The 21,096-nt window shown below is 69.8% G+C and carries 25 protein-coding genes; 11 read left to right on the forward strand and 14 right to left on the reverse strand.

All coding sequences use genetic code 11. From position 1 onward, the window contains the following. From E8D38_RS19085 to pcp, 5 genes are all read left to right on the forward strand, one after another. The coding region (locus tag E8D38_RS19085; RefSeq protein WP_140634453.1) for a TRAP transporter large permease at window positions 1-840 on the forward strand (840 nt) is incomplete at its 5' end. Window positions 841-915: 75 nt separating this feature from the next. Further along, complete coding sequence (locus E8D38_RS19090; protein ID WP_140634455.1) at window positions 916-1,902, forward strand: TRAP transporter substrate-binding protein; 987 nt, start codon at window positions 916-918, stop codon at window positions 1,900-1,902. A gap of 61 nt (window positions 1,903-1,963) precedes the next feature. Beyond that, on the forward strand, window positions 1,964-5,647 hold the full coding sequence (locus E8D38_RS19095) for a hydantoinase B/oxoprolinase family protein (protein ID WP_140634457.1): 3,684 nt from the start codon (window positions 1,964-1,966) through the stop codon (window positions 5,645-5,647). A gap of 1 nt (window position 5,648) precedes the next feature. Then, a complete protein-coding gene (locus E8D38_RS19100) occupies window positions 5,649-6,416 on the forward strand; it encodes a hypothetical protein (protein ID WP_140634459.1) in 768 nt (255 codons plus the stop codon). Continuing rightward, window positions 6,413-7,066, forward strand: coding sequence for a pyroglutamyl-peptidase I (gene pcp, locus E8D38_RS19105; protein WP_140634461.1), 654 nt, complete (start codon window positions 6,413-6,415; stop codon window positions 7,064-7,066). The genes E8D38_RS19100 and pcp overlap by 4 nt, the downstream gene beginning before the upstream one ends. Window positions 7,067-7,069: 3 nt before the next feature. Here pcp and E8D38_RS19110 read toward each other — a convergent pair whose 3' ends face one another. Next, complete coding sequence (locus tag E8D38_RS19110; RefSeq protein ID WP_140634463.1) at window positions 7,070-7,270, reverse strand: zf-HC2 domain-containing protein; 201 nt, start codon at window positions 7,268-7,270, stop codon at window positions 7,070-7,072. After that, on the reverse strand, window positions 7,267-7,854 hold the full coding sequence (locus E8D38_RS19115; RefSeq protein ID WP_140634465.1) for a sigma-70 family RNA polymerase sigma factor: 588 nt from the start codon (window positions 7,852-7,854) through the stop codon (window positions 7,267-7,269). Before E8D38_RS19115 ends, E8D38_RS19110 begins: the two co-directional genes overlap by 4 nt. A 103-nt stretch (window positions 7,855-7,957) precedes the next feature. Between E8D38_RS19115 and E8D38_RS19120 the strand changes: the two genes are divergently transcribed. Genes E8D38_RS19120 through E8D38_RS19140 form a run of 5 tightly spaced genes read left to right on the forward strand, consistent with a single transcriptional unit; the run spans window position 7,958 to window position 10,939 of the window. Further along, on the forward strand, window positions 7,958-8,245 hold the full coding sequence (locus E8D38_RS19120; RefSeq protein ID WP_140634467.1) for a BufA1 family periplasmic bufferin-type metallophore: 288 nt from the start codon (window positions 7,958-7,960) through the stop codon (window positions 8,243-8,245). A 31-nt stretch (window positions 8,246-8,276) separates the two neighbouring features. Beyond that, window positions 8,277-9,137: an MbnB/TglH/ChrH family RiPP precursor modification enzyme gene (locus tag E8D38_RS19125; RefSeq protein ID WP_140634578.1), complete on the forward strand. Its 861-nt coding sequence runs from the start codon at window positions 8,277-8,279 to the stop codon at window positions 9,135-9,137. Then, entirely contained in the window at window positions 9,134-9,931 is a 798-nt protein-coding gene (locus E8D38_RS19130; RefSeq protein ID WP_140634469.1) for an HvfC/BufC N-terminal domain-containing protein, read from the forward strand. Before E8D38_RS19125 ends, E8D38_RS19130 begins: the two co-directional genes overlap by 4 nt. 2 nt (window positions 9,932-9,933) lie before the next feature. Continuing rightward, window positions 9,934-10,401 (forward strand): DoxX family protein, encoded by a 468-nt coding sequence (locus tag E8D38_RS19135; RefSeq protein WP_140634470.1) that lies wholly within the window; start codon window positions 9,934-9,936, stop codon window positions 10,399-10,401. Between the two features lie 13 nt (window positions 10,402-10,414). Continuing rightward, complete coding sequence (locus E8D38_RS19140; RefSeq protein WP_140634473.1) at window positions 10,415-10,939, forward strand: DinB family protein; 525 nt, start codon at window positions 10,415-10,417, stop codon at window positions 10,937-10,939. Between the two features lie 12 nt (window positions 10,940-10,951). Here E8D38_RS19140 and tolA read toward each other — a convergent pair whose 3' ends face one another. From tolA to ribD, 11 genes are all read right to left on the reverse strand, one after another. Further along, entirely contained in the window at window positions 10,952-11,788 is an 837-nt protein-coding gene (gene tolA, locus E8D38_RS19145) for a cell envelope integrity protein TolA (RefSeq protein ID WP_140634475.1), read from the reverse strand. A 34-nt stretch (window positions 11,789-11,822) separates the two neighbouring features. Beyond that, a complete protein-coding gene (gene tolR / locus E8D38_RS19150) occupies window positions 11,823-12,251 on the reverse strand; it encodes a protein TolR (protein WP_140634477.1) in 429 nt (142 codons plus the stop codon). Between the two features lie 10 nt (window positions 12,252-12,261). Next, window positions 12,262-12,960: a protein TolQ gene (gene tolQ, locus E8D38_RS19155; protein ID WP_140634479.1), complete on the reverse strand. Its 699-nt coding sequence runs from the start codon at window positions 12,958-12,960 to the stop codon at window positions 12,262-12,264. Further along, window positions 12,957-13,370: a tol-pal system-associated acyl-CoA thioesterase gene (gene ybgC / locus E8D38_RS19160; protein WP_246099565.1), complete on the reverse strand. Its 414-nt coding sequence runs from the start codon at window positions 13,368-13,370 to the stop codon at window positions 12,957-12,959. The genes tolQ and ybgC overlap by 4 nt, the downstream gene beginning before the upstream one ends. A 33-nt stretch (window positions 13,371-13,403) precedes the next feature. After that, the gene (locus E8D38_RS19165) at window positions 13,404-13,799 is read right to left on the reverse strand and encodes a TssQ family T6SS-associated lipoprotein (protein WP_140634481.1); all 396 of its coding nucleotides are present in this window, start codon (window positions 13,797-13,799) and stop codon (window positions 13,404-13,406) included. Next, a complete protein-coding gene (locus E8D38_RS19170) occupies window positions 13,796-15,442 on the reverse strand; it encodes a serine/threonine-protein kinase (protein ID WP_246099566.1) in 1,647 nt (548 codons plus the stop codon). Before E8D38_RS19170 ends, E8D38_RS19165 begins: the two co-directional genes overlap by 4 nt. A gap of 99 nt (window positions 15,443-15,541) precedes the next feature. Continuing rightward, a complete protein-coding gene (locus tag E8D38_RS19175; RefSeq protein ID WP_140634485.1) occupies window positions 15,542-16,723 on the reverse strand; it encodes a pyridoxal phosphate-dependent aminotransferase in 1,182 nt (393 codons plus the stop codon). Window positions 16,724-16,738: 15 nt separating this feature from the next. Continuing rightward, window positions 16,739-17,233 carry a transcription antitermination factor NusB gene (nusB, locus tag E8D38_RS19180; protein ID WP_140634487.1) on the reverse strand — a complete coding sequence of 165 codons (495 nt, stop codon included), beginning with the start codon at window positions 17,231-17,233 and terminating at the stop codon, window positions 16,739-16,741. After that, window positions 17,230-17,694, reverse strand: coding sequence for a 6,7-dimethyl-8-ribityllumazine synthase (gene ribH / locus E8D38_RS19185; protein WP_140634489.1), 465 nt, complete (start codon window positions 17,692-17,694; stop codon window positions 17,230-17,232). Before ribH ends, nusB begins: the two co-directional genes overlap by 4 nt. Window positions 17,695-17,718: 24 nt before the next feature. Next, entirely contained in the window at window positions 17,719-18,849 is a 1,131-nt protein-coding gene (gene ribBA / locus E8D38_RS19190) for a bifunctional 3,4-dihydroxy-2-butanone-4-phosphate synthase/GTP cyclohydrolase II (protein ID WP_140634491.1), read from the reverse strand. Between the two features lie 48 nt (window positions 18,850-18,897). Continuing rightward, on the reverse strand, window positions 18,898-20,040 hold the full coding sequence (ribD, locus tag E8D38_RS19195; RefSeq protein ID WP_140634493.1) for a bifunctional diaminohydroxyphosphoribosylaminopyrimidine deaminase/5-amino-6-(5-phosphoribosylamino)uracil reductase RibD: 1,143 nt from the start codon (window positions 20,038-20,040) through the stop codon (window positions 18,898-18,900). A 37-nt stretch (window positions 20,041-20,077) separates the two neighbouring features. Here ribD and E8D38_RS19200 point away from each other — a divergent pair, with 37 nt between their 5' ends. Next, entirely contained in the window at window positions 20,078-20,623 is a 546-nt protein-coding gene (locus tag E8D38_RS19200) for a GspH/FimT family pseudopilin (RefSeq protein WP_181179254.1), read from the forward strand. Between the two features lie 17 nt (window positions 20,624-20,640). Here E8D38_RS19200 and E8D38_RS19205 read toward each other — a convergent pair whose 3' ends face one another. Beyond that, window positions 20,641-21,081, reverse strand: a complete 441-nt coding sequence (locus E8D38_RS19205; RefSeq protein ID WP_281286137.1) for a type IV pilin protein — start codon at window positions 21,079-21,081, stop codon at window positions 20,641-20,643. Between the last annotated feature and the right edge of the window lie 15 nt (window positions 21,082-21,096).

A 21,096-nucleotide genomic window follows, 5' to 3' on the forward strand; every position in this document is an offset into this window, starting at 1 on the left:
TCGATCACGATGGTGGTGTATGCGGTGGCGGCCGATGCGTCGATCATCCGCATCTTCCTGGCCGGCTTCCTGCCCGGCCTCCTGCTGATGCTGCTGTTCTCCGGCTACATCGCCTGGTGGAGCGTGCGCAACAAGCCCAAAATGCCGCCGGCCGAACCGGTCATGAGCTTCATGGAGAAGCTGCGCCGTTCGCGCAACCTCATTCCCTGCGGTGCGCTGATCGTCTTCATCGTCTGGGTGCTGATCGCCGGCTGGGCCACGGCCACCGAATGCGCAGCCTACGGCGTGGTGGGCGCGCTGGGCCTGGCCCTGTGGAGCCGGTCGCTCAGCTGGCAGAACCTCAAGGACAGCCTGTTCGGCGCCGCCCGCACCAGCTGCATGATCATGTTCATCCTTGCGGGGGCGGCCTTCCTCACCAAGACCATGGCCTTCACCGGCATCCCGCGCGAGCTGGCCGAGTGGGTGAATTCGATGCACCTGTCGCCCTATGCGCTGATCGCGGTGCTGGTGCTGGTGTACCTCGTGCTCGGCACCGCACTCGACGGCATCAGCATGATCGTGCTCACGGCAGCGGTGGTGCTGCCCATGGTGCAGAAGGCGGGCTTCGACCTGGTGTGGTTCGGCATCTTCGTGGTGCTGCTGGTCGAGATCGCCGAGGTCACGCCGCCGGTGGGCTTCAATCTGTTCGTGCTGCAGAACATGACCGGCAAGGACAGCAACACCATCGCCCGTGCCGCCATCCCGTTCTTCCTGTGCCTGGTGGCCTGCATCGCGCTCATCACGCTGTTCCCGGGCATCGTGACGTCGGTGCCCGACCTGGTGATGGGCAAGGAGCGATGACGCCGGAAACCGCACCGATCTCGCCTTCTGTGTAGCTGTTCGCACAACGAGCCCGAGGGCTCAGGAGGGTTCACCATGAATCGCAGGCAATGTGCCGGGCTCGTCGCCGGCCTGGCTCTCGTTCGCCCCGGCTTTGCGCAGGACAGGGCGGGGGTGCGGTGGAAGCTGGCCACCGGCTACCGGGCCGAGACCTTTCATGGGCGCAACCTGGCGCAGTTCGCCGCCGAGGCCGCGCAGGCCACCCAGGGCGTGCTGGCCATCGAGCTGCATGCGAACGGCGCGTTGTTCAAGCTGGCCGACATCTGGCCGGCCTGCGAGCAGGGCCAGCTCGATGCAGGCGAGACCATCATGACCAGCCTGGTGAAGACGCTGCCCATCGCAGGCGCCGACTCGGTGCCCTTCGCGGTGAGCAGCTACGAGGACGCACGGCGCATGTGGCGGCACCAGCGTCCGCTGATCGAGCGGCAGTTCGCGGCCCGCGGGCTCGAGGTGCTGTACGCCGTGCCGTGGCCGCCGCAGGGACTGTTCTCGACCCGGCCGGTCGCGGTGTCGGCCGACCTCAAGGGCAGCCGCATGCGCACCTACAACCAGACGACGGTGCGCATCGCGCAGCTGCTGGGCGCCGCGCCGGTGGATGTCCCCATGGTCGACGTGGCCCGGGCCTTGGCGGCCGGCCGCATCGACACGATGATCACCTCCGCGGTCACCGGCGTGGAGAACCAGGTCTGGAGCCATGTGAAGCACTACTACGAGATCAATGCCTGGTTCCCCAAGAACATCGTGTTCGTGCGGCAGGCGGCGATGCGATCACTCGACGCCGCGCAGCAGCAGGCGGTGCGACGCGCCGCACTGGCGGCCGAGGCGCGCGGCTGGCAGGCCAGCATGACCGCCGCGCTCGAGTCGGTCGACGAGCTCAGGCGCCGCGGCATGAAGGTCGAGCGGGTGAGCCCCGAGTTCGACAAGGAGATCAAGCGGCTGGGCGAGCGCTTCTCGCTCGAATGGATACGCGACGTCGGCCGAGAGGCCAATGAAATCTTCGTCCCCTACTACACACAACAGTGAATCCTTCGCGCGGGCCACGCCTACAGTCGTGCCGGCGCATCCAACTGAGTCAGATCGCAAGATGAGCAAGCAAGCAACGCACAAGACCCCGCAGCCGGCGCAGCAGCCTTCGCTTTGGCAGTTCTGGATCGACCGCGGCGGCACGTTCACCGACATCGTCGCGAAGAAACCGGACGGCTCGCTGGTCACCCACAAGCTGCTGAGTGAAAACCCCGAGCAGTACCGCGACGCTGCGGTCGCCGGCATCCGCCACCTGCTGGGCCTGGCACCCGGCGAGCCGATCACGCCCGACCGCGTGGCCTGCGTGAAGATGGGCACCACGGTGGCGACCAATGCGCTGCTCGAGCGCAAGGGCGAGCGCACGCTGTTGGTCACCACGCGGGGCTTCCGCGATGCGCTGCGCATCGCCTACCAGGACCGCCCGCGCATCTTCGACCGCAACATCGTGCTGCCCGAGCTGCTGTATTCGCAGGTCATCGAGGCGCGCGAACGGGTGGGTGCGTCGGGTGAGGTCCTCACCGCGCTCGACGAGGCCGACCTGCGCACGCAGATGCAGGCCGCCTACGACGGCGGCCTGCGCAGCGTGGCCATCGTGTTCATGCACGGCTACCGCTTCACCGCGCACGAGGCGGCGGCCGCGCGCATCGCGCGCGCCATCGGCTTCAGCCAGGTGAGCGTGTCGCACGAGGTGAGCCCGCTGATGAAGCTGGTGAGCCGCGGCGACACCACCGTGGTCGATGCCTACCTGTCGCCCATCCTGCGGCGCTACGTCGAGCAGGTGGCCGCAGAGATGCCGGGCGTGAAGCTGTTTTTCATGCAGTCGTCCGGCGGCCTCACCGATGCGCATGCCTTCCAGGGCAAGGACGCCATCCTCTCCGGCCCGGCCGGCGGCATCGTGGGCATGGTGCGCACGGCCGAGCTGGCCGCCTTCGACAAGGTCATCGGCTTCGACATGGGCGGCACCTCCACCGACGTGTCGCACTACGCAGGCGAGTTCGAGCGGGCCTTCGAGACGCAGGTGGCCGGGGTGCGCATGCGCGCGCCGATGATGAGCATCCACACGGTGGCCGCCGGCGGCGGCTCCATCCTGAGCTTCGACGGCGCGCGCTTCCGCGCCGGCCCCGAAAGCGCCGGCGCCAATCCGGGCCCGGCCTGCTACCGCCGCGGCGGCCCGCTGGCGGTGACCGATGCGAACGTGATGCTGGGCAAGATCCAGCCGGCCTACTTCCCGAAGGTGTTCGGGCCGAATGCCGACGATTCGCTCGACCGCGACGTGGTGGTGGCGAAGTTCAGCGCCATTGCCGACGACATCGAGCGGGCCACCGGCCGCAGGCGCAGCCCAGAGGAGGTGGCCGAAGGCTTCATCGACATCGCGGTGGGCAGCATGGCCAATGCGATCAAGAAGATCTCGGTGGCCCGCGGCTACGACGTCACCCGCTACACGCTGCAGTGTTTCGGCGGGGCCGGCGGCCAGCATGCCTGCCTGGTGGCCGACGCGCTGGGCATGAACCAGGTGTTCGTGCACCCGCTGGCCGGCGTGCTGTCGGCCTATGGCATGGGCCTGGCCGACCAGAGCGTGATGCGCGAAACGGCGATCGAGCAGCCGCTGTCCGACGAGGCGCTGCCGGCCGTTGCGGCGCGCCTGCAGGCGCTCGCCGACGAGGCGCTGGCCGAGATCCGCCGCCAGGGCGTGAGCTCGGGCGACACCCGGGTGATCCGCCGCGCGCACCTGCGCTACGAAGGCACCGACTCGGCGCTCGTGGTGCCCTTCGAACAAGGCACCGTGGCCGAGCTGCGCGCCGGCTTCGAGGCCGCCTACCGCCAGCGCTTCGCCTTCCTGATGGAAGGGCGCCGCCTGGTGGTCGAGGCGGTGTCGGTGGAGGCGGTGGTGGCCGGTGACGCGCCGGCCGAGCCGCGCTATACCGCGGTGCCCGACGTGGCCGCGTCCACGGCTGCGATGGTCAAGCTCTTCAGCGGCGGCCGCTGGTGGGACGCCGGGCTCGTGGTGCGCGAGCACACCCGGCCCGGCCACGTGATCGCCGGGCCCGCGATCATTGCCGAGAAGAACGCCACCACGGTGGTCGAACCCGGCTGGCAGGCGCGGGTCACCGACCTCGATCACCTCGTGCTGCAGCGCGTGCAGGCGCGCCCGGCGCGCAAGGCGGTCGGCACCACGGTGGACCCGGTGATGCTCGAGGTCTTCAACAACCTCTTCATGAACATCGCCGAGCAGATGGGGCTGCAACTGCAGAACACCGCCTACTCGGTCAACATCAAGGAGCGGCTCGACTTCTCCTGTGCGCTGTTCGACGCCGACGGCAACCTGATCGCCAACGCGCCGCACATGCCGGTGCACCTGGGCTCGATGAGCGAGTCGATCAAGACGGTGATGCAGCGCAACGCCGGGCAGATGCAGCCGGGCGACGTGTACGTGCTCAACGACCCGTACCACGGCGGCACGCACCTGCCGGATGTGACGGTGGTCACGCCGGTGTTTGCCGAGGACCCTCACCCCAACCCTCTCCCGGGGGGAGAGGGCGCGAAGCAGGGCAGGATTCTCTTCTACGTGGGCTCGCGCGGCCACCATGCCGACATCGGCGGCATCACGCCGGGCTCGATGCCGCCGTTCTCGACCCGCATCGAGGAAGAGGGCGTGCAGATCGACAACGTGAAGCTGGTCGAGCGCGGGCGCCTGCGCGAAGCCGAGATGCTGGCGCTGCTGCGCAGCGGCGACTTCCCCTCGCGCAACCCGGAGCAGAACCTGGCCGACCTGAAGGCCCAGATCGCCGCCAACGAGAAGGGCGTGCAGGAGCTGCGCAAGATGGTCGCGCAGTTCGGGCTCGACGTGGTGCAGGCCTACATGAAGCACGTGCAGGACAACGCCGAGGAATCGGTGCGCCGCGTCATCACGAAGCTCAAGGACGGCACCTACACGATGAAGCTCGACAACGGCGCGCAGATCGCGGTCGACATCAAGGTCAATGCCGCCGACCGCAGCGCCGTGATCGACTTCACCGGCACCTCGGCCCAGCTCACCAACAACTTCAACGCGCCGCGCGCGGTGTGCATGGCCGCGGTGCTGTATGTGTTCCGCACGCTGGTGGACGACGACATCCCGCTCAACGCCGGCTGCCTGAAGCCGCTCAAGGTGATCATTCCCGAAGGCTCGATGCTGAACCCCAACCCGCCGGCCTCGGTGGTGGCCGGCAACGTCGAGACCTCCACCTGCATCACGAACACGCTGTACGGTGCCCTGGGCGTGATGGCCGCCGGCCAGTGCACGATGAACAACTTCACCTTCGGCAACGAGCGGCACCAGTACTACGAGACCATCTCGGGCGGCAGCGGCGCCGGTCCCGGCTTCGACGGCACCAGCGTCGTGCAGACCCACATGACCAACTCGCGCCTCACCGACCCGGAGGTGCTGGAGTTCCGCTTCCCGGTGCGGCTCGAGAGCTACGAGATCCGCAAGGGCTCGGGCGGAGCCGGCCGGCACCGCGGCGGCGACGGCGGCGTGCGGCGCGTGCGCTTCCTCGAAGCGATGACCGCCTCCATCCTGTCCAACGGCCGCCACGTGCCGAGCTTCGGCGTGGCCGGCGGGCAGCCGGGGGCGCTGGGTGTCAACCGCGTCGAACGCGCCGATGGCCGCATCGAGCCGCTCGATCACATCGGCTCCTGCGAGATGGCGCCGGGCGACGTGTTCGTGATCGAGACCCCCGGAGGCGGCGGTTTCGGCACCCCCTGACATGCTCCTGAAGCTGTCGCTGGTCGCGGCGTCGGTGCTGCTGTCGTCGCTGGCGGCGCGGCGGTTCGGGCATGCGGTGGCCGGTGCCCTGGCCGGCATGCCGATGATCGCGGCGCCCATCATGGCGCTGCTGCTGTTCGAGCACCCGGCCGCGCACGTGCGCGACATCGCGCTGGCCACGCTGGCCTGCGCACCGGCGGCGGTGCTGCACATCGTGGTGTTCGCGCGCTGCGGCACACGTTGGCCCTGGGGCGCCTGCCTCGGGTTATCGCTCGGGGCCTTCCTCTCGTTCGGCTTCCTGCTGGCCTGGGCGGACCTTCCGGCCTGGCTCGTGTGCCTGCTCGCCGCCGTGGCCCCGGGGCTGGGCCTGGCGGCCATGCCGGCCACCTGCCGCCGCGCCGGGCCGGTGTCCATCCCGCTTGCGGAACTGGCCTTCCGCGTGATCGCCGCCATGGGCATGGCCACCACCATCCTGGTCGGGGCCGGCATCCTGCCGGCGGCGGCCAGCGGGCTGCTGCTGGCGGTGCCCATCACCGGCAGCGTGCTGCCGGCGTTCACGCTGCCGCGCCACGGGGCCGCGGCCACCGCCTCGCTGCTGGCGGGTTTCGCCCGGGGCCTGCATGGCTTCGCGAGCTTTTTCATCGCGCTGTATGTCGCGCTGCCGCACATGCACCCGGCCGCGGCCTTCGTGCTCGCGCTGGCCGTGGCGCTGGCGGTCGCGCTGTTCATGTACGCTGCGCGCCTTCGCGGCAAGCGGCAACCCACATGACCCTACAGCGGCGCATCCTGCTCACCGGCTTCGAGCCCTTCGGCGGCGAAGCCGTCAACCCGTCGGCCGACGTGGTGCAGGCGCTGCACGGCGGCGACCTCGCGGGCCACGAGGTGGTAGGGCTGGTGCTGCCCTGCGAATTCGACCGGTCGCTGCGGGTGCTCGGCGAGGCCATCGCGGCCCACGAACCGTCGCTGGTGCTGGCGCTCGGGCAGGCGGCCAGCCGTGGCGAGATCAGCATCGAGCGGGTGGCGATCAACCTCGACGACGCCCGCATCGCCGACAACGCGGGGGCCGAGCCGATCGATGCGCCCATCGTCCCGGGCGGTCCGGCGGCCTACTTCTCGACGCTGCCGGTGAAGGCCATGGTGTCGGCACTGCGCGAGGCGGGCCTGCCGGCCGGGCTGTCCTGCAGCGCCGGCACCTATGTGTGCAACCACGTCTTCTACTGGCTGCAGCACCGGCTGGCCGGCACCGGCGTGCGCAGCGGCTTCGTGCACCTGCCGCTGCTGCCGGTCCAGGCGGCGCGGCGGCCGGGGCAACTGCCCAGCATGGGCCTGCAGCTGATGACCAATGGCGTGCGGCTGGCGCTGCAGACCGCGCTCACCGTGGCCACCGACCTGCGCGTATCGGGCGGCAGCCTCGGCTGAGCGTCAGACCTCGCCCGACTCGCTGTAGCGCCGCCAGCGCTTCATCGCGGCTTCCATCGTCTCGACCTGCCGCTCGAAGCGCGGGCAGGCCTTGCAGGCCATGAGGTGCAGGCGCAGCGCGAGGCGTTCGACCCAGGGCAGCGCGCGGTCCTGCCGGCTGAGCAGGAGCGCAGCGGATTCGCGGCATGTACGTCTGAGCCTCATCGCGCGGTTCCCTTTTTCGTGGCGGCCGTGGCGCTTGCCTCTGCGAACCAGTTGAGCTGCAGGCATTCGCGCAGCCGCAGCCGCGCACGGTGCAGCATGACCCACAGGTTGGTCGGCGTCACGCTCAGTTCCTTACAGATCTCGTCGGTGTCGAGTTCCAGCCATTCACGCATGAGGAACACCCGCCCCAGCTGGTTGGGCAGCTTCTCGGTGCAGGCCTCGATGACGGCCATGAACTGGTCCTGCCGCAGCGCCGCCTGCGGGTCGCCCCACTCGGCCGGCAGCTCGCGGAAGTGGCCGTCTTCCTTGAACAGCAGGTCGAACTCGTCGCCTTCGGCGTCTTCGGCGGTGAGGGCGCATTCGCGGGTGTGGCGCCGCAGCTGGTCGACCACCTTGTGCTTGAGGATGCCCACCAGCCAGGTGCGCACCTGCGAGCGCCCGGCAAAGGCCTGCGGCTTCTCGAGCGCGGCCACGAGGGTGTCGGACACCGCGTCTTCGGCCCAGGCGTCGTTGCGCAGCTGCAGCCGGGCATAGCGCAGCAGGTGCACCCGGTGGCTGTCGAGGTCGATGGCGAGATCGTTCATTTGGGCGGCAGTGTAAGTAATCGACGGCATGGCGCGACACACGCTCGTCGCCGCAAGGTCTGCGGCGGCTCTTTTCGACAACGCACCCCCAAAGGAGCTCACCATGAACCAACGCCTCGTCGTCTCTTCCGCCCTCGCTTCCGTGCTCGCCATGGGCCTCATCGGCGCCGCCGGCGCGGCCGACGACGCCAAGTCGGCCGGCAAGGAAAAGTGCTACGGCATCGCCAAGGCCGGCCAGAACGACTGCGCCAACCTTGCCGGCACCCATTCGTGCGCCGGCCAGTCCAAGATGGACAACGACCCGGGCGACTGGAAGTACGTGGCCAAGGGCACCTGCAAGCAGATGAACGGCATGTCGGCCGAAGAAGCCAAGATGAAGGCCAAGAAGTAAGCCGGCGGTGAACGAAGCAGCGGCGGCCGACATGAACGCACCTCTTTGCACCGGCATCGGCTTTCGCCAGCCGCACTACCGCGAGCTGTTGGAGCGCAGGCCGCCGCTGGCTTTCCTCGAAGTGCATTCCGAGAACTTCTTTGCCGAGGGCGGTGCGGCGCTGGCCGTGCTGCACGAGGCCAGGAGCCACTATGACGTGAGCCTGCACGGCGTGGGCCTCGCGCTTGGCTCGGCGGCGGGGCTGGACCGATGGCACCTCGAGCAGCTCGCGCGGCTGGTCGATCGCATCGAGCCGGTGCGGGTGAGCGACCACGCCTGCTTCGCGCGGGCGCCGCTGCGGGCCGGTGCAGCCCCCACCCACGGCAACGACCTGCTGCCGGTCGCCTTCACGCCGGCCTCGCTGGACATCATGGCGGCCAACGTGTCGGCGGTGCAGGACCGGCTCGGGCGGCCCATCCTCGTGGAGAACCTGTCGGCCTACCTGGGCTGGGCCGACGACTCGATGAGCGAACCCGAATTCTTCAACCGCCTGGCGCGGCGCACCGGCTGCGGCCTGCTGCTGGACGTGAACAACATCGTGGTCAACCAGCTCAATGCGGGCGCCGGCGATGCAGTGGCGGCGGCGAAGCGTTTTGTCGATGCCATCGATGCGCAGGCCGTCGGCGAGATCCACCTGGCCGGCTACGACGACAGCGGCGATCTCGTGATCGACGACCACGGCAGCCGGGTGCATGCGCCGGTGTGGCAGGTGTTCGAGCATGCGATGGGCAGGCTGCGCGGCACGCCGGTGCTTGTCGAGTGGGATACGCGCCTGCCGGCGCTGGACGTGCTGCTCGGCGAGGCGGCCGCGGCCGAGGCCCGCTGCGCCGTCCATGAAGAGGTTGCGGCATGAACACCCGCGAGGCCACACGCCAGCAACTGCTGCTGCGCGCCATCGTGTCGCGCGGCGACGGCCTGGCACTCAACGGCTGGGTGCGCGAAAGCGGCGCCCGCATGGGCCGCGGGCTGGCGGCCTACCAGGCCAACCTGGGCGCTGCAGCCGAACGCGCCCTGGCCGGCAGCTTCCCGACCGTGCAGCAGCTCCTGGGCGAGGAGTCGTTCGCTGCCATGGCCCGGGACTTCGTGCGCCGGCGCCCGCCCGCGCGGGGCGACCTCGCCTGGCTGGGCGAGTCGCTGCCGGCCTTCATCGCCGACGCCGAAGGCCTGCGCAGCGAGCCCTACCTCGCCGACGTGGCCCGCCTCGAATGGGCGGTGCAGCGCGCCGAAGCGGCCGCGGATGACGACGGCCCGCTCTGCGGGCTAGAGCAGCTCGCGGCGCATGAGCCGTCGCGGCTCGCCTTGCGGTTCAGGGCCGGCACGGGCATGGTGGCCTCGTCCTGGCCGGTGGCCGGCATCTGGCTGGCCCATCGCAGCGATGCGAGCGATCGCTTCGACGGACTGTGGGAAGCCTTTGCCGCCGGCCGCGGCGAGACGGCGCTGGTGTGGCGCCGGGGGTGGCGCGCACAGGTGTGTGCGCTCGACGCGTCTGATGTGCCGTTCACCCGCGCGGCCATCGAAGGCCGCGACCTGGCTGCCGCGCTCGATGCCGCCGGCAGCTCGTTCGCCTTCGACGCCTGGCTCGCGCGCGCGCTGCGCGAGGGCTGGATCGCGGGCATCGACCTCCTTTCCAACTCACCGGAGACCTGACCATGCAAGCCGCTCATCAACCCGCCTGGCAGCGCCTGGAAGCGCTGTGGCAGCGCGCCGTGTCGGCGCTCGAAGCGCTGCAGCCGGCCGCGCAGCTGGCGGCGCGCCTGTACGTGGCCAAGGTGTTCTTCCTGTCGGGGCTCACCAAGATCCGCGACTGGGAGACCACGCTCGCGCTGTTCACCGACGAGTACCAGGTGCCGCTGCTGCCGCCCGAGCTGGCCGCGCCGCTGGGCACCGCGGGTGAGCTGGTGCTGCCGGTGCTGCTGGTGCTCGGCCTGGGCGGGCGGCTTGCCGCGGCGGGGCTGTTCGTGGTGAACGTGGTCGCCGTGCTGAGCCTGGCCGAGATCGCCGAAGCGGCGCTGCAGCAGCACGTGTTCTGGGGCAGCCTGCTGTTGGGGCTCGTGCTGTGGGGCCCGGGGCGGTGGTCGGTCGACGCCTTCGTCTGGCGCCGCGGCCGCCGGCAGTGACACACTGCGGGCCATGCTGGAACACACACGCTTCATGGCCCGCTACAACCGCTGGATGAACGAGCGGCTGTATGCCTGCGCGGCCGGCCTTCCGGACGAAGAACGCCGCCGCGACCGCGGTGCGTTTTTCGGCTCCATCCATCGCACGCTGGCGCATCTGGTGCTGGCCGACAAGATCTGGCTGGGCCGCTTTGCGGAGCAGGGCGTTCGCTTCGAGGCGCTGTCGGCCTCGGTGCTGGCCCGGCCCGACTTCACCGGCCTCGACCAGGTGCTGTTCGACGATTTCGACGAGATGCGCTCGCACCGTGCCGAACTCGATGCCGCGATCGAGGCCTGGGCCGCCGAGATGACGCCGGCCTACGTCCAGCAGACCATGCGCTATGCGAGCACGAAGGGCGCGCCGCGCGAACACCCGCTGTGGCAGGCGCTCAGCCACTTCTTCAACCACCAGACGCACCACCGGGGCCAGGTGACGACGCTGCTTCTGCAGGCCGGCGTGGACCCGGGCGTGACGGACCTGATCGCCCTGGTGAAGTGAAGCAAGGCCCGCTCAGAAATCGCGGGCGCGGAAGCGGATCTCGATGGTGGGCGGCACGCGCCCGTCCACGTCGCGCGGCAGCACCTCGGTGCGGTCGATGGCGCGCAGCACGGCGTCGTCCCATTCCTTCTGGCCGCTGGCCTTGGTGATGCGGCGGCCGATGATGGTGCCGTCGGGCGCCACCTTCACCTCCACCACGGCCACCGGGTCGCCGGCGATGGGTTCGGTGAACACGATGTTGGGCTTGATGCGCGCCACGATGCGCCCGGCATAACCCGCCGAAGGTCCGGCCGACTGCGCCGCCGTGCCGGTGCTGTTGGGCGCGCCGGTGCCGCCGAGCTGTCCCATCATGCGTTCGAGGTTCTTCTTGCGCTCGGCCTCCAGCCGCTCCTGCTGGGCCTTTTCCTGCTCGGCCTTCTTGCGCGCTTCGTCGGCTTTCTTCTTCTCGAGCTCGCGGCGTTCCTGCGCTTCCTTCTCGCGCTGGGCCTTCTGCTCGCGTTCCTTTTCTTCCTCGCGCTGCTTCTGCTCGCGCTCCTTGCGGGCTTTTTCGGTGGCGATGTCGGCCTCGCGCTGCACCGGCTTGGGCGGCGGTTCCACCACCGGCTTCGGAGGCTCCACCGGCTTGGGCGGCTGCGGCTCGGGTTCCACCGCCTTCGGCGCGGCCACCTGCGGGACCGCCGCCCACAGCTCGGCCTCGACGCCGGCGATGTCGGCCGAGCGCCAGCTCACGCCCAGGCCCAGCGCCACGAGCAGCAGCAGGTGCACGCCGGCGGCCAGCGCGAAACCCGAACCCATGCGGTCGGGCGCGCGCGGACGCAGGCTGTACTGGGGCAGGGCGGTGGCGCTCATCGTCGGCTTGTGATCCGCACAGACACGCTTCGGTTCACGTGCCGGTGGTCTTGACGGCCAGGCCCACGCGCTGCACGCCGGCGCGGTTGAGGGTGTCCATCACCTTCACCACGGCCTCGTACTTCACGTTGCGGTCGGCCGAGATGATGACCGGGGCGTTGGCGCTGCCGCCTTGCGCCTCCTTCACCCGGGCGGCGAGGTTGCGCAAGGTGGCACGCTCGCCGTCCTTGCCGTCGATGCGCAGCTTGACGCTTTCGTCGGTGCCCAGCACCACCTCGATCACCTTGTCGGGCTGGCGCTTGGCCTGGCCCACCGACGGCAGGTCCACCACGCCGGTGGTGATGAGCGGCGCGCTCACCATGAAGATGATCAGCAGCACCAGCATCACGTCGATGAAGGGCACCATGTTGATCTCGCTCATGGTGCGGCGGCGCGTGCCGTGGCGTTGTACGAGCGCAGGCATGGTCGCGGCCTCAGTGGGTGGCGCCCGGCTGGCCGACGTTGCGCGCCAGGATGTTCGAGAACTCCTCGATGAAGGTCTCGAGCTGGATCGCGATGCGGTCGATGTCGCGTGCGAAGCGGTTGTAGGCCACCACCGCCGGGATGGCGGCGAACAGGCCGATGGCGGTGGCCACCAGCGCTTCGGCGATGCCAGGCGCCACGGTGGCCAGGGTCACCTGCTGCAGGTTGGCCAGTCCGGTGAAGGCATGCATGATCCCCCACACCGTGCCGAACAGCCCGACATACGGGCTCACCGAGCCCACTGACGCCAGGAAGCTCAGGTTCGATTCGATGGCATCGAGCTCGCGCTGGAAGCTCGCGCGCATGGCGCGGCGCGAGCCGTCGATCAGCGCCGAGCCGTCGGTCACCCGCTTCTCGCGCAGCTTGAAGAACTCGCGCATGCCCGAGGCGAAGATGCGCTCCATCGGCGCGCCCTGCTGGTCGGTGGGCGCAACCTTGGCCGCATCGGCATACAGCTCCTGCAGCTGGCGGCCCGACCAGAACTCGCGCTCGAATTCCTCGTTGCTGCCGCGCACGCGCTTCAGGCCGAAGAGCTTGCCGAAGATGACCGCCCAGCTGATCAGCGAGGTGATCAGCAGGCCGGCCATGACCACCTGCACCACGAAGCTGGCGTGCAGTACGAGATTGAGGATGTTGAGATCCTGGTTCATCCGATGCGCTCAAGGATTTGGGAAGGAATGCGGCAGGGGCGGAAGCTGGCTGCTTCCACGAAGCCGATGCGGATGCTGCCCTCGGCGAGCACGGCACCGTTGCGCGTGGCCCGCTGAGAAATCAGCAGGCTGGCGCGGCCGCGCTCGACCACCCGCACGCTGACCGCCAGCTCGTCGTCGAGCCGGGCGGGCTGGCGGTAGCGGACCGAAGTATCGGTCACGACGAACATCGCCCCTGTTTCCGTGCGCAACTGCTCCTGGCCGAAGCCGAGCGAGCGCAGCCATTCGGTGCGTGCGCGCTCGAAGAACTTCAGGTAGTTGGCATAGAACACCACGCCGCCGGCGTCGGTGTCTTCCCAGTACACGCGCAGCGTGTGCTGGTAGTCGTCGTCTGGTCTGGTATCGGTCACGCGCGGGATTATCCCTGCGCGCGAGGCCCCGCCTTACTGGCTGGCTCGGCGGTACACCGGACCCCACATCGGGTGGCCGGCTTCCGACTTCGTGAGCGCGAAGGCCGGGTCGGCCGCGCGAGCCGCCTTGAAGGCCGCCTCGCATTGCGAGGTGCGCTCGCTGGTGCAGTAGATGAAGGCGAGGTACTTGTGCGCGGCGGCCTTGTCCTTGGCCGAGGCGAGGCCGGTGCCGAGTGCGCTGTTGAAGAGCCTTTCGGCTTCGCCGTACTGCCCGTCGTCATAGGCGCGCATGCCGGCCAGCAGGGCCTTTTCGGCGGGGCGCTGGGCCAGGTCCATCACGCCGGTCGGGGCGCCGGGTTGCTGGGCACAGCCGGCCAGCAGGGCCAGTGCAAGGGCGCCGGCGGCGCAGGCGAGGAGGGGGCGCTTCATGATCCGAACTTGTGCTTGAGCATGATCGGTTGCCCGGCGCTGACGTTGACAGTCACGGTGTGCGGCGGGAACTCGTCGTTGCGTATGGTGATGGTGTGGCGGCCTTCGCTGAGCGTCAGCTTGTTGAGCGGCGGCGTCGTGCCGGCCGGCGCGCCGTCGACTTCGACATGGCCCCACGGGCTCACCGCAATCTGCAGCGTGCCGGTGGCCAGGGTGGGCGAGGCTGATGCAAGGCGGGTGCGGGCATCGCGGGCCTGGGCTTCACGGGCGCGACGCTCCTTCGGGGTTTCGACGGCCTTCCTGGCTGCTGCCGTCGCGGGCGCCAGTTCGACCACGGCGGTGGGAGGCTCCGCGGCCGGAGCAGCGGCATGCGTGCTGCCGGCCGCAGGTAGCGCCTCGGAGGCTGCGGCTTCGGGTACTGCAGCTTCCGAAGCGACGGGCACAGGGGTGGGTACTGCGGCCTGTGCCACCACGGCCGCGGGCGGGGCCGACGCGGCCTGGGCTGCCACGGGCCGCGAAGTATCGCTGTCGGACAGGCTGTGCCAGAGGCCGAAGCCCACCAGCGCCAGGCCGAACAGGCCGACTGCGCCCAGGGCCAGCCGCTGGCGCTGGCGCTGCGGCGGCTCGTCTTCGCCGCTGGTGGGTTCCTGCGGGTTCTGGTCGATCCAGCCGCGCAGGTCGCGCGCCAGCGCGCGTGCCGAACGGTAGCGGTGGTTCGGGTCCTTTTCCATCGCGCGTGCCGCGATGTCCGACAGTGCCATCGGCACGGTCGTGTCGGCTTCATGGGCCGGCAGCGGCATGCGGTTCTGCACCGCGTTGGAGATCTCGACCAGCGAGTTGCCGACGAAGGGACGGGTGCCGGTGAGCAGCTCGTAGAGCACCACGCCGAGCGAGAACACGTCGGTGCGGCGGTCGGTGGGCTCCTCGCGCAGCTGCTCGGGCGCCATGTAGTAGGGCGAGCCGGCCACCAGGTCGATGCTGTCGCGCTGGTGGGCCACGCGGGCGATGCCGAAGTCGAGCACGCGCGGCTGCGTGCGGCCGACCATGAAGATATTGGCGGGCTTGATGTCGCGGTGCACCACGCCCTTGGTGTGGGCGTAGGCCAGTGCATCGGCCACGCGCCGCACGATGAGGGCGGCTTGTGCCGGCGTGGGACGCCAGCCTTCCTTCAGGAGCTGGCGCAGGTCCTTGCCCTTGAGCAGCTCCATCGCGATGTAGGCGCCCTGCGGGCTGACGCCGGCGTCGAACACGGTGACGATGTGCGGATGCGAAAGGCCGCCCGCGGCGCGCGCCTCGTTCAGGAACAGCGCATTGAACTGCTCGCGCTCCTCGTTCGAGAGCTGCACGTTCAGCGTCTTGATGGCGATGAGCCGCGACAGCAGCGGGTCGTGGGCCGCGTACACGGTACCCAGGCCGCCCTCGCCGATGCGGTACTTCAGCGCATAGCGGCCGATGTGGCCGATGGTGGGCAGGGATTCCGTGGGCGTGCCGGGCGGGACGTTGCTGGCCTCCTCCGGAAGCTCCGGCTCGAGCAGCACGGTGTCGGCCTCGTCCCAAGGATCGGCGGGCAGGGTGGCCGGCGGTATGGATTCGCTGGCCGGCAGCGACAGCATGTCGCTCGGGGGTTGACTGGGACGTTCCACGGCGACGAGCTTAAGCGAACCCCAGGGGGGTCACAACCTCACAAAAGCGGCAATATGTCGCACCTTCGTAACAGAAACTCACGTCAAGGCGCAGGAGCGTTATTTCAGCACGCGCCGCAGTCTGGCGACCGCTTCTTCCAGCTCGTGCATCGCGTTGGCGAACGAGAGACGCAGGTAGCGCTCGCTGCCGTGACGGCCGAAGTCGCGGCCGGGCGTGAGCGCGATCTGCGCCGTGCGCATCAGCTCGAAGCAGAAGTCCCAGCTGCTGGCCGAAAACCGCGAGCAGTCGGCCCAGGCGTAGAAGGCGCCGTCGGGCATCACCGGCACGTCGAGGCCGAGCTCGCGCAGGGCCGGCACGATGAAGTCGCGCCGCTCGCGAAATGCGGCGCGGCGGCGTTCGTATTCGTCCAGCGACGCGGGCTCGAAACACGCGAGCGCCGCATGCTGAGCGACGGCCGACGGGCAGATGTAGAGGTTCTGCGCCAGCTTCTCCACCGGCTCCACGAGGCCGGGCGGCAGCACCAGCCAGCCCAGGCGCCAGCCTGTCATGCTGAAGTACTTGGAGAAGCTGTTGATCGAGACCACGTCGTCGCCGAGCGCCAGCGCGCTGTGGCCGTAGCGCTCGTCGTAGCTGAGGCCGAGGTAGATCTCGTCCACCAGGGTGACGCCGTGGCGCGCGCGCACGACGTCCACGATGCGGGCCATCTCCTGAGGGTCGATCGAGGTGCCGGTCGGATTGGACGGCGATGCCAGCAGCACGCCGTGCGTGCTGCCGCGCCACTCGCGCTCGACCATGGCGGCGCTGAGCTGGAAGCGTTCTGCCGGGCCCGCCGGCAGCCCGCGCGGCACGCCGTCGGCGGCGGCCACGAAATGGCGGTTGCACGGATAGCTCGGGTCCGGCATCAGGATTTCGTCGCCGGGGTTCACCAGCGCCAGGCAGGCCAGCTGCAGGGCGGCCGAGGCGCCTGCGGTGATGACGATGCGTTGTGCCGGAACGTCAAGTCCGAAACGCTGCGCATACCAGCGGCTCAGGGCCTGCCGCAGCGCCGGCAGGCCGGTGGCCGGCGTGTACTGCGTGCGCCCGGCCTGCAGGCAGCGCTGCGCGGCTTCGAGCACCGCGGGCGGCGCGGTGAAGTCCGGTTCGCCGATGTTCAGGAAGATCATCGGCGAGCCGCCCCGGGCCGGGTCGCACAGCGGGCCGGCGGCGATCTCGGCCGCGGCCTTGGCGCACTCCATCACATAGAACGGTTCGATGTGATCGAGCCGCGAGGCAAGCTTCATGACGGCCCCCAGGGCTCAGCGGGGCGCGCCGCGTGCCGCACCCACCTCGACCGGGCGCATGTCGGCCGCAGCCTTGTCGAGCACGCCGTTGACGTACTTGTGCCCGTCGGTGCCGCCGAAGGCCTTGGCCAGCTCCACCGCTTCGTTGATGGCGACCTTGTAGGGGATGTCGATGCAGTGCTTGAGCTCGTAGGAGCCGATGAGCAGCACGCCATGCTCGATGGGCGACAGCTCGGTGGTCTTGCGGTCCACATGGCGCGCCAGCACGGCGTCGAGGGCGGCCGCCTCGTCGATGCAGCCGTGCAGCAGCGCATCGAAGTGCGCGCTGTCGCACTTGTCGAAGCCCTCCTGCTCGCGCATATGGGCATCGATGACGCCGGCATCACTGCCGCTGATCAGCCATTCGTACAGGCCCTGCAGCGCGAACTCGCGCGAACGGCGGCGTGCCGACTTGGGGCGGGCGCCGCCCTGGCCCGGCCGGCCGGCCGGCTTCTTCTTGGCTTCGGTCACGTCAGGTCTTCCAGCAGGTTGGCCATCTCGACCGCCACGCGTGCGGCATCGCGGCCCTTTTCTTCTGCGCGAGCCCAGGCCTGGGCTTCGTTCTCGACGGTGAGGATGGCATTGGCGATCGGTAGCTCGCTGTCGAGCGCCACGCGGGTCACGCCGGCGCCGCTTTCGTTGGCCACCAGCTCGAAGTGGTAGGTCTCGCCGCGGATGATGCAGCCCAGCGCAATGAGGGCGTCGTAGCGCTCGCTCTCGGCCATGGCCTGCAGCGCGCTGGGCACCTCGAGCGCGCCCGGCACCGTCACGTGCCGGATGTGCTTGGGCGACACGCCCAGCACTTCGAGTTCGGCGAGGCAGGCCCGGGCCAGCGCCGCCGTGATATCGGCATTGAAGCGGGCCTGCACGATGCCGATGCGCAAGTCCTCGCCGTCGAGATCGGCCGCCTGGCCTTGGTCTGCACCTTGCATTGGAGTTCTTTCAGGAGGAGAGGATCAAACAGCCGGCCGTGCTTCGGCCTCCGAGGCGTGATGGTCGGCGGCGACGAAGCCGGTTACTTCGAGGCCGTAGCCGGTCATGCTGGGCATGCGGCGGGGGCTGCCGAGCAGGCGCATGCGGGCGACACCCAGCTCGCGCAGGATCTGAGCGCCCACGCCATAGGTGCGCAGGTCCATCTGGGGCCGCGCGCCGGCTGAAGCAAGCTCGACCGGCGCGAAGTGCTGCAGCAGCCCTTCGCGGTCTTCGCCGCAGTTGAGCAGCACGGCCACGCCGCGGCCGGCGTCGCGCAGGGCGGCCAGCGCCCGCGGCAGCGGCCACGAGTGGCCGCATTGCTCGGCATCGAGCAGGTCCATCACCGACAGCGGTTCGTGCACGCGCACCAGCACGTCGTCCTGCGCGGTCCAGCTGCCCAGCGACAGCGCCAGGTGCAGGCCGCCGGTGCGGTCGCGGAAGGCGGTGCAGTCGAACGGGCCCTGTGCGGTGAGCATGCGGCGGTGGCCGATGCGTTCGATGAGCGATTCGTTGCGGCTGCGGTACTCGATGAGGTCGGCGATCGTGCCGATCTTCAGACCGTGCTCGCGAGCGAATTCCTCGAGATCGGGCAGGCGGGCCATCGTGCCGTCGTCCTTCATGATCTCGCAGATGACCGCCGCCGGCGTGAGGCCGGCCATGCCGGCGAGGTCGCAGCCCGCTTCGGTGTGCCCGGCTCGCATGAGCACGCCGCCGTCTTGCGCCTGCAGCGGGAAGATGTGCCCCGGCTGCACCAGGTCACGGGTGCGCGCGTCCTTGGCGACCGCGGTCCGGATGGTGTGGGCGCGGTCGGCCGCCGAAATGCCGGTGGTCACGCCTTCGGCAGCCTCGATGGAGACGGTGAACGCCGTGCCGTGCTTGGTGCCGTTGCGCTGGGCCATGGGCGGCAGCTGCAGCCTTTCGCAGCGCTCGCGCGTCAGCGTGAGGCAGATGAGGCCGCGACCGAACTTCGCCATGAAGTTGATCGCCTCGGGCGTGACGTGGTCGGCCGCCAGCACCAGATCGCCTTCGTTCTCGCGGTCTTCCTCGTCCACGAGGATGACCATGCGGCCCGCGGCAAGCTCGGTGATGAGCTCGGGAATGGGGGAAATCGCCATCCGCGGATTGTAGGCGGCGCCGTGCGCCGGCCCGGGCGACCGGGGCCTCTAGAAGCGTTCGCGGCCCGGCGGGCGCGCAATGATGCGCAGGTCGTCGCCGCACATCGACACCTCGGTGTAGCGCAGCCCTACGGCCTGGTCGAGTGACTCGAGCGGGCCGGCGCGCAGCATGCCGCGGCCCTGGCCAACCAGCTTGGGCGCCAGGTATACGAGGAACTCGTCGACCAGGCCGGCCTGCAGCAGCGAGCCGTTGAGCTTGTGGCCGGCCTCGACATGCAGTTCGTTGACGCCGCGGCGGGCCAGGTCCTTCAGCACCGCGTGCAGGTCCACCTTGCCGCCCGGGCCGGGCAGCAATGCCAGCTCGGCCCCGGCGGCTTCGAGCACCGCGCGTCGCCGCGCCTCCTCGCGCGCCGCATACACCAGCACCGTGCCGGGCGGCTGCAGGATGCGGGCATCGCCCGGCATCTGGAGTCCGGAGTCGAGCACCACACGCAGCGGCTGCCGTGCGGTCGGCACTTCGCGCACGTCGAGGCGGGGGTCGTCTTCCAGCACGGTGCCGATCCCGGTCAGCACGGCGCCGGCGCGCGCGCGCCAGGCATGCCCGTCGGCCCGGGCCGAGGGCCCGGTGATCCACTGGCTGCGCCCGTTCTCCAGCGCCGTCTGGCCGTCGAGCGAGGCGGCGATCTTCATGCGCACCCAGGGCACGCCGCGCACCATGCGCGAAAAGAAGCCGAGGTTGACCTCGCGGGCCTCGTCGGCCAGCAGCCCCACGTCGACGCGGATGCCCGCAGCCCTCAGGCGCTCGATGCCCTTGCCGGCCACCAGCGGGTTGGGGTCGACCACCGCGACCACCACCCGGCCGACCCCGGCCGCCACCAGTGCGTCGGCGCACGGAGGCGTGCGGCCGAAGTGGGCGCAGGGCTCCAGCGTCACGTACACCGTGGCACCGGCGGTCGATGCCCCGTGGGCGCGCAGCGCAGCCAGCGCCTGGACCTCGGCATGGCCCTGGCCCGGCGGCTGGGTGTGGCCGCCGAACGATTCGCCGCGGGTCGTGACCACCATGCAGCCGACGGCCGGGTTGGGCGGGCTGTGGCGCATGGCGCGACCTGCTTCCGCCAGGGCTGCCCGCATCCATTGCAGGTCCTGCCCGGCGTCCGGCTGCGAATCTGGGGATGGAGACGCTGAAGTCATGGCCATAGAGTCTGCGGCGGTCCCGAGGGGAGGGTTCATGGCACAGGCACGAATGGTGCGGCGTCGGGCTTCGACGCCGACCACCGGCTGGACGCTGGTGGAAATGCTGGTGGCATTGTCGGTCTTCGCCACGCTGCTGGCGCTGGCGGTGCCGGCCTGGCAGGCGCTGAACGCGCGGCAGCGGCAGCAGTCCGCGGCGTCTCGCATCGAGAGCCATGTGGCGATGGCGCGCAGCACGGCCATCTCGCGCAACGCGCGGGTCACGATGTCGCCGCTGCAGCCGGGCGACTGGGCCGGCGGCTGGCGGCTGCATGTGGATGACAACACGAGCGGCACCTGGGACGACGGCGAGGCGCTGCTGGCGCATGCAGAGCCTCTGTCGGGCGTTGCGGCGAGTGCTGAAGGTCCGCTGGGCCGGTATCTGTCGTTCGACGCTTCAGGCGCGCCTGTCCAGATGAACGGTGCCTTCCTGGCCGGCACGTGGGTGCTTTGCAGCGCTCGCGATCAACCGGCCGTCAGGCTCGTTCTTTCCGCGTCGGGGCGGGTGCGGCGTGAGCAGGAGCCGCTTGCTGTGTGCCCCTAGCCTTGATCAGCCGCTGGCTATTTCCAGCAACCGGCGGCAGGTGTCTTCTGGCCGGCGTTGTTGATCGTGAGCACGGTGCAGCCAGAGTCTTTCACCTGCGTACCCATCGCATTGGCGGCCAGCGCATAGGTGGTGGCAGTGGGGGGGGCGCTGAACGCGAAGCTGTATTGGGTGGCAAGTTCAGCCGCACACGACGTTGCCGGAAGCGCCACGGCCACGCCGGCAGCGGTCTGGTCGTAGCGCATGTTGGTGGTGTAGAAGCGCTCCATGAACTGCACCAGCTCGTTCAGGCACACCTGCGCCTTGGCGCGGCGCGACTGCATGATCTGCTGCTGGTAGGCGGGGTAGGCGATCGCCGCGAGGACAGCCACCACCGCCATGGCGATCAAGAGCTCGATGAGTGTGAAGCCGCGTGCTCGGCCGGGCCGGGTGTTTTTCATGCTGGAAGGTCTTGTCATGTGTGCTGCTCCTGG

It is taken from the genome of Methylibium rhizosphaerae, assembly GCF_006386545.1.
In the GTDB taxonomy this organism is placed as follows: domain Bacteria; phylum Pseudomonadota; class Gammaproteobacteria; order Burkholderiales; family Burkholderiaceae_C; genus Pseudorivibacter; species Pseudorivibacter rhizosphaerae.

What these genes read in the sequence shown, in the direction of transcription:
- ribH (WP_140634489.1), bottom strand. Translation starts at nt 17,694, where the DNA reads ATGCAAGGTGCAGACCAAGGCCAGGCGGCCGATCTCGACGGCGAGGAC.
- E8D38_RS19135 (WP_140634470.1), top strand. Translation starts at nt 9,934, where the DNA reads ATGCAAGCCGCTCATCAACCCGCCTGGCAGCGCCTGGAAGCGCTGTGG.
- E8D38_RS19140 (WP_140634473.1), top strand. Translation starts at nt 10,415, where the DNA reads ATGCTGGAACACACACGCTTCATGGCCCGCTACAACCGCTGGATGAAC.
- E8D38_RS19110 (WP_140634463.1), bottom strand. Translation starts at nt 7,270, where the DNA reads ATGAGGCTCAGACGTACATGCCGCGAATCCGCTGCGCTCCTGCTCAGC.
- E8D38_RS19205 (WP_281286137.1), bottom strand. Translation starts at nt 21,081, where the DNA reads ATGACAAGACCTTCCAGCATGAAAAACACCCGGCCCGGCCGAGCACGC.
- E8D38_RS19120 (WP_140634467.1), top strand. Translation starts at nt 7,958, where the DNA reads ATGAACCAACGCCTCGTCGTCTCTTCCGCCCTCGCTTCCGTGCTCGCC.
- E8D38_RS19090 (WP_140634455.1), top strand. Translation starts at nt 916, where the DNA reads ATGAATCGCAGGCAATGTGCCGGGCTCGTCGCCGGCCTGGCTCTCGTT.
- tolR (WP_140634477.1), bottom strand. Translation starts at nt 12,251, where the DNA reads ATGCCTGCGCTCGTACAACGCCACGGCACGCGCCGCCGCACCATGAGC.
- tolQ (WP_140634479.1), bottom strand. Translation starts at nt 12,960, where the DNA reads ATGAACCAGGATCTCAACATCCTCAATCTCGTACTGCACGCCAGCTTC.
- E8D38_RS19100 (WP_140634459.1), top strand. Translation starts at nt 5,649, where the DNA reads ATGCTCCTGAAGCTGTCGCTGGTCGCGGCGTCGGTGCTGCTGTCGTCG.
- E8D38_RS19175 (WP_140634485.1), bottom strand. Translation starts at nt 16,723, where the DNA reads ATGAAGCTTGCCTCGCGGCTCGATCACATCGAACCGTTCTATGTGATG.
- tolA (WP_140634475.1), bottom strand. Translation starts at nt 11,788, where the DNA reads ATGAGCGCCACCGCCCTGCCCCAGTACAGCCTGCGTCCGCGCGCGCCC.
- E8D38_RS19130 (WP_140634469.1), top strand. Translation starts at nt 9,134, where the DNA reads ATGAACACCCGCGAGGCCACACGCCAGCAACTGCTGCTGCGCGCCATC.
- E8D38_RS19165 (WP_140634481.1), bottom strand. Translation starts at nt 13,799, where the DNA reads ATGAAGCGCCCCCTCCTCGCCTGCGCCGCCGGCGCCCTTGCACTGGCC.
- E8D38_RS19095 (WP_140634457.1), top strand. Translation starts at nt 1,964, where the DNA reads ATGAGCAAGCAAGCAACGCACAAGACCCCGCAGCCGGCGCAGCAGCCT.
- ribD (WP_140634493.1), bottom strand. Translation starts at nt 20,040, where the DNA reads ATGACTTCAGCGTCTCCATCCCCAGATTCGCAGCCGGACGCCGGGCAG.
- pcp (WP_140634461.1), top strand. Translation starts at nt 6,413, where the DNA reads ATGACCCTACAGCGGCGCATCCTGCTCACCGGCTTCGAGCCCTTCGGC.
- E8D38_RS19200 (WP_181179254.1), top strand. Translation starts at nt 20,078, where the DNA reads ATGGCACAGGCACGAATGGTGCGGCGTCGGGCTTCGACGCCGACCACC.
- ribBA (WP_140634491.1), bottom strand. Translation starts at nt 18,849, where the DNA reads ATGGCGATTTCCCCCATTCCCGAGCTCATCACCGAGCTTGCCGCGGGC.
- E8D38_RS19125 (WP_140634578.1), top strand. Translation starts at nt 8,277, where the DNA reads ATGAACGCACCTCTTTGCACCGGCATCGGCTTTCGCCAGCCGCACTAC.
- E8D38_RS19115 (WP_140634465.1), bottom strand. Translation starts at nt 7,854, where the DNA reads ATGAACGATCTCGCCATCGACCTCGACAGCCACCGGGTGCACCTGCTG.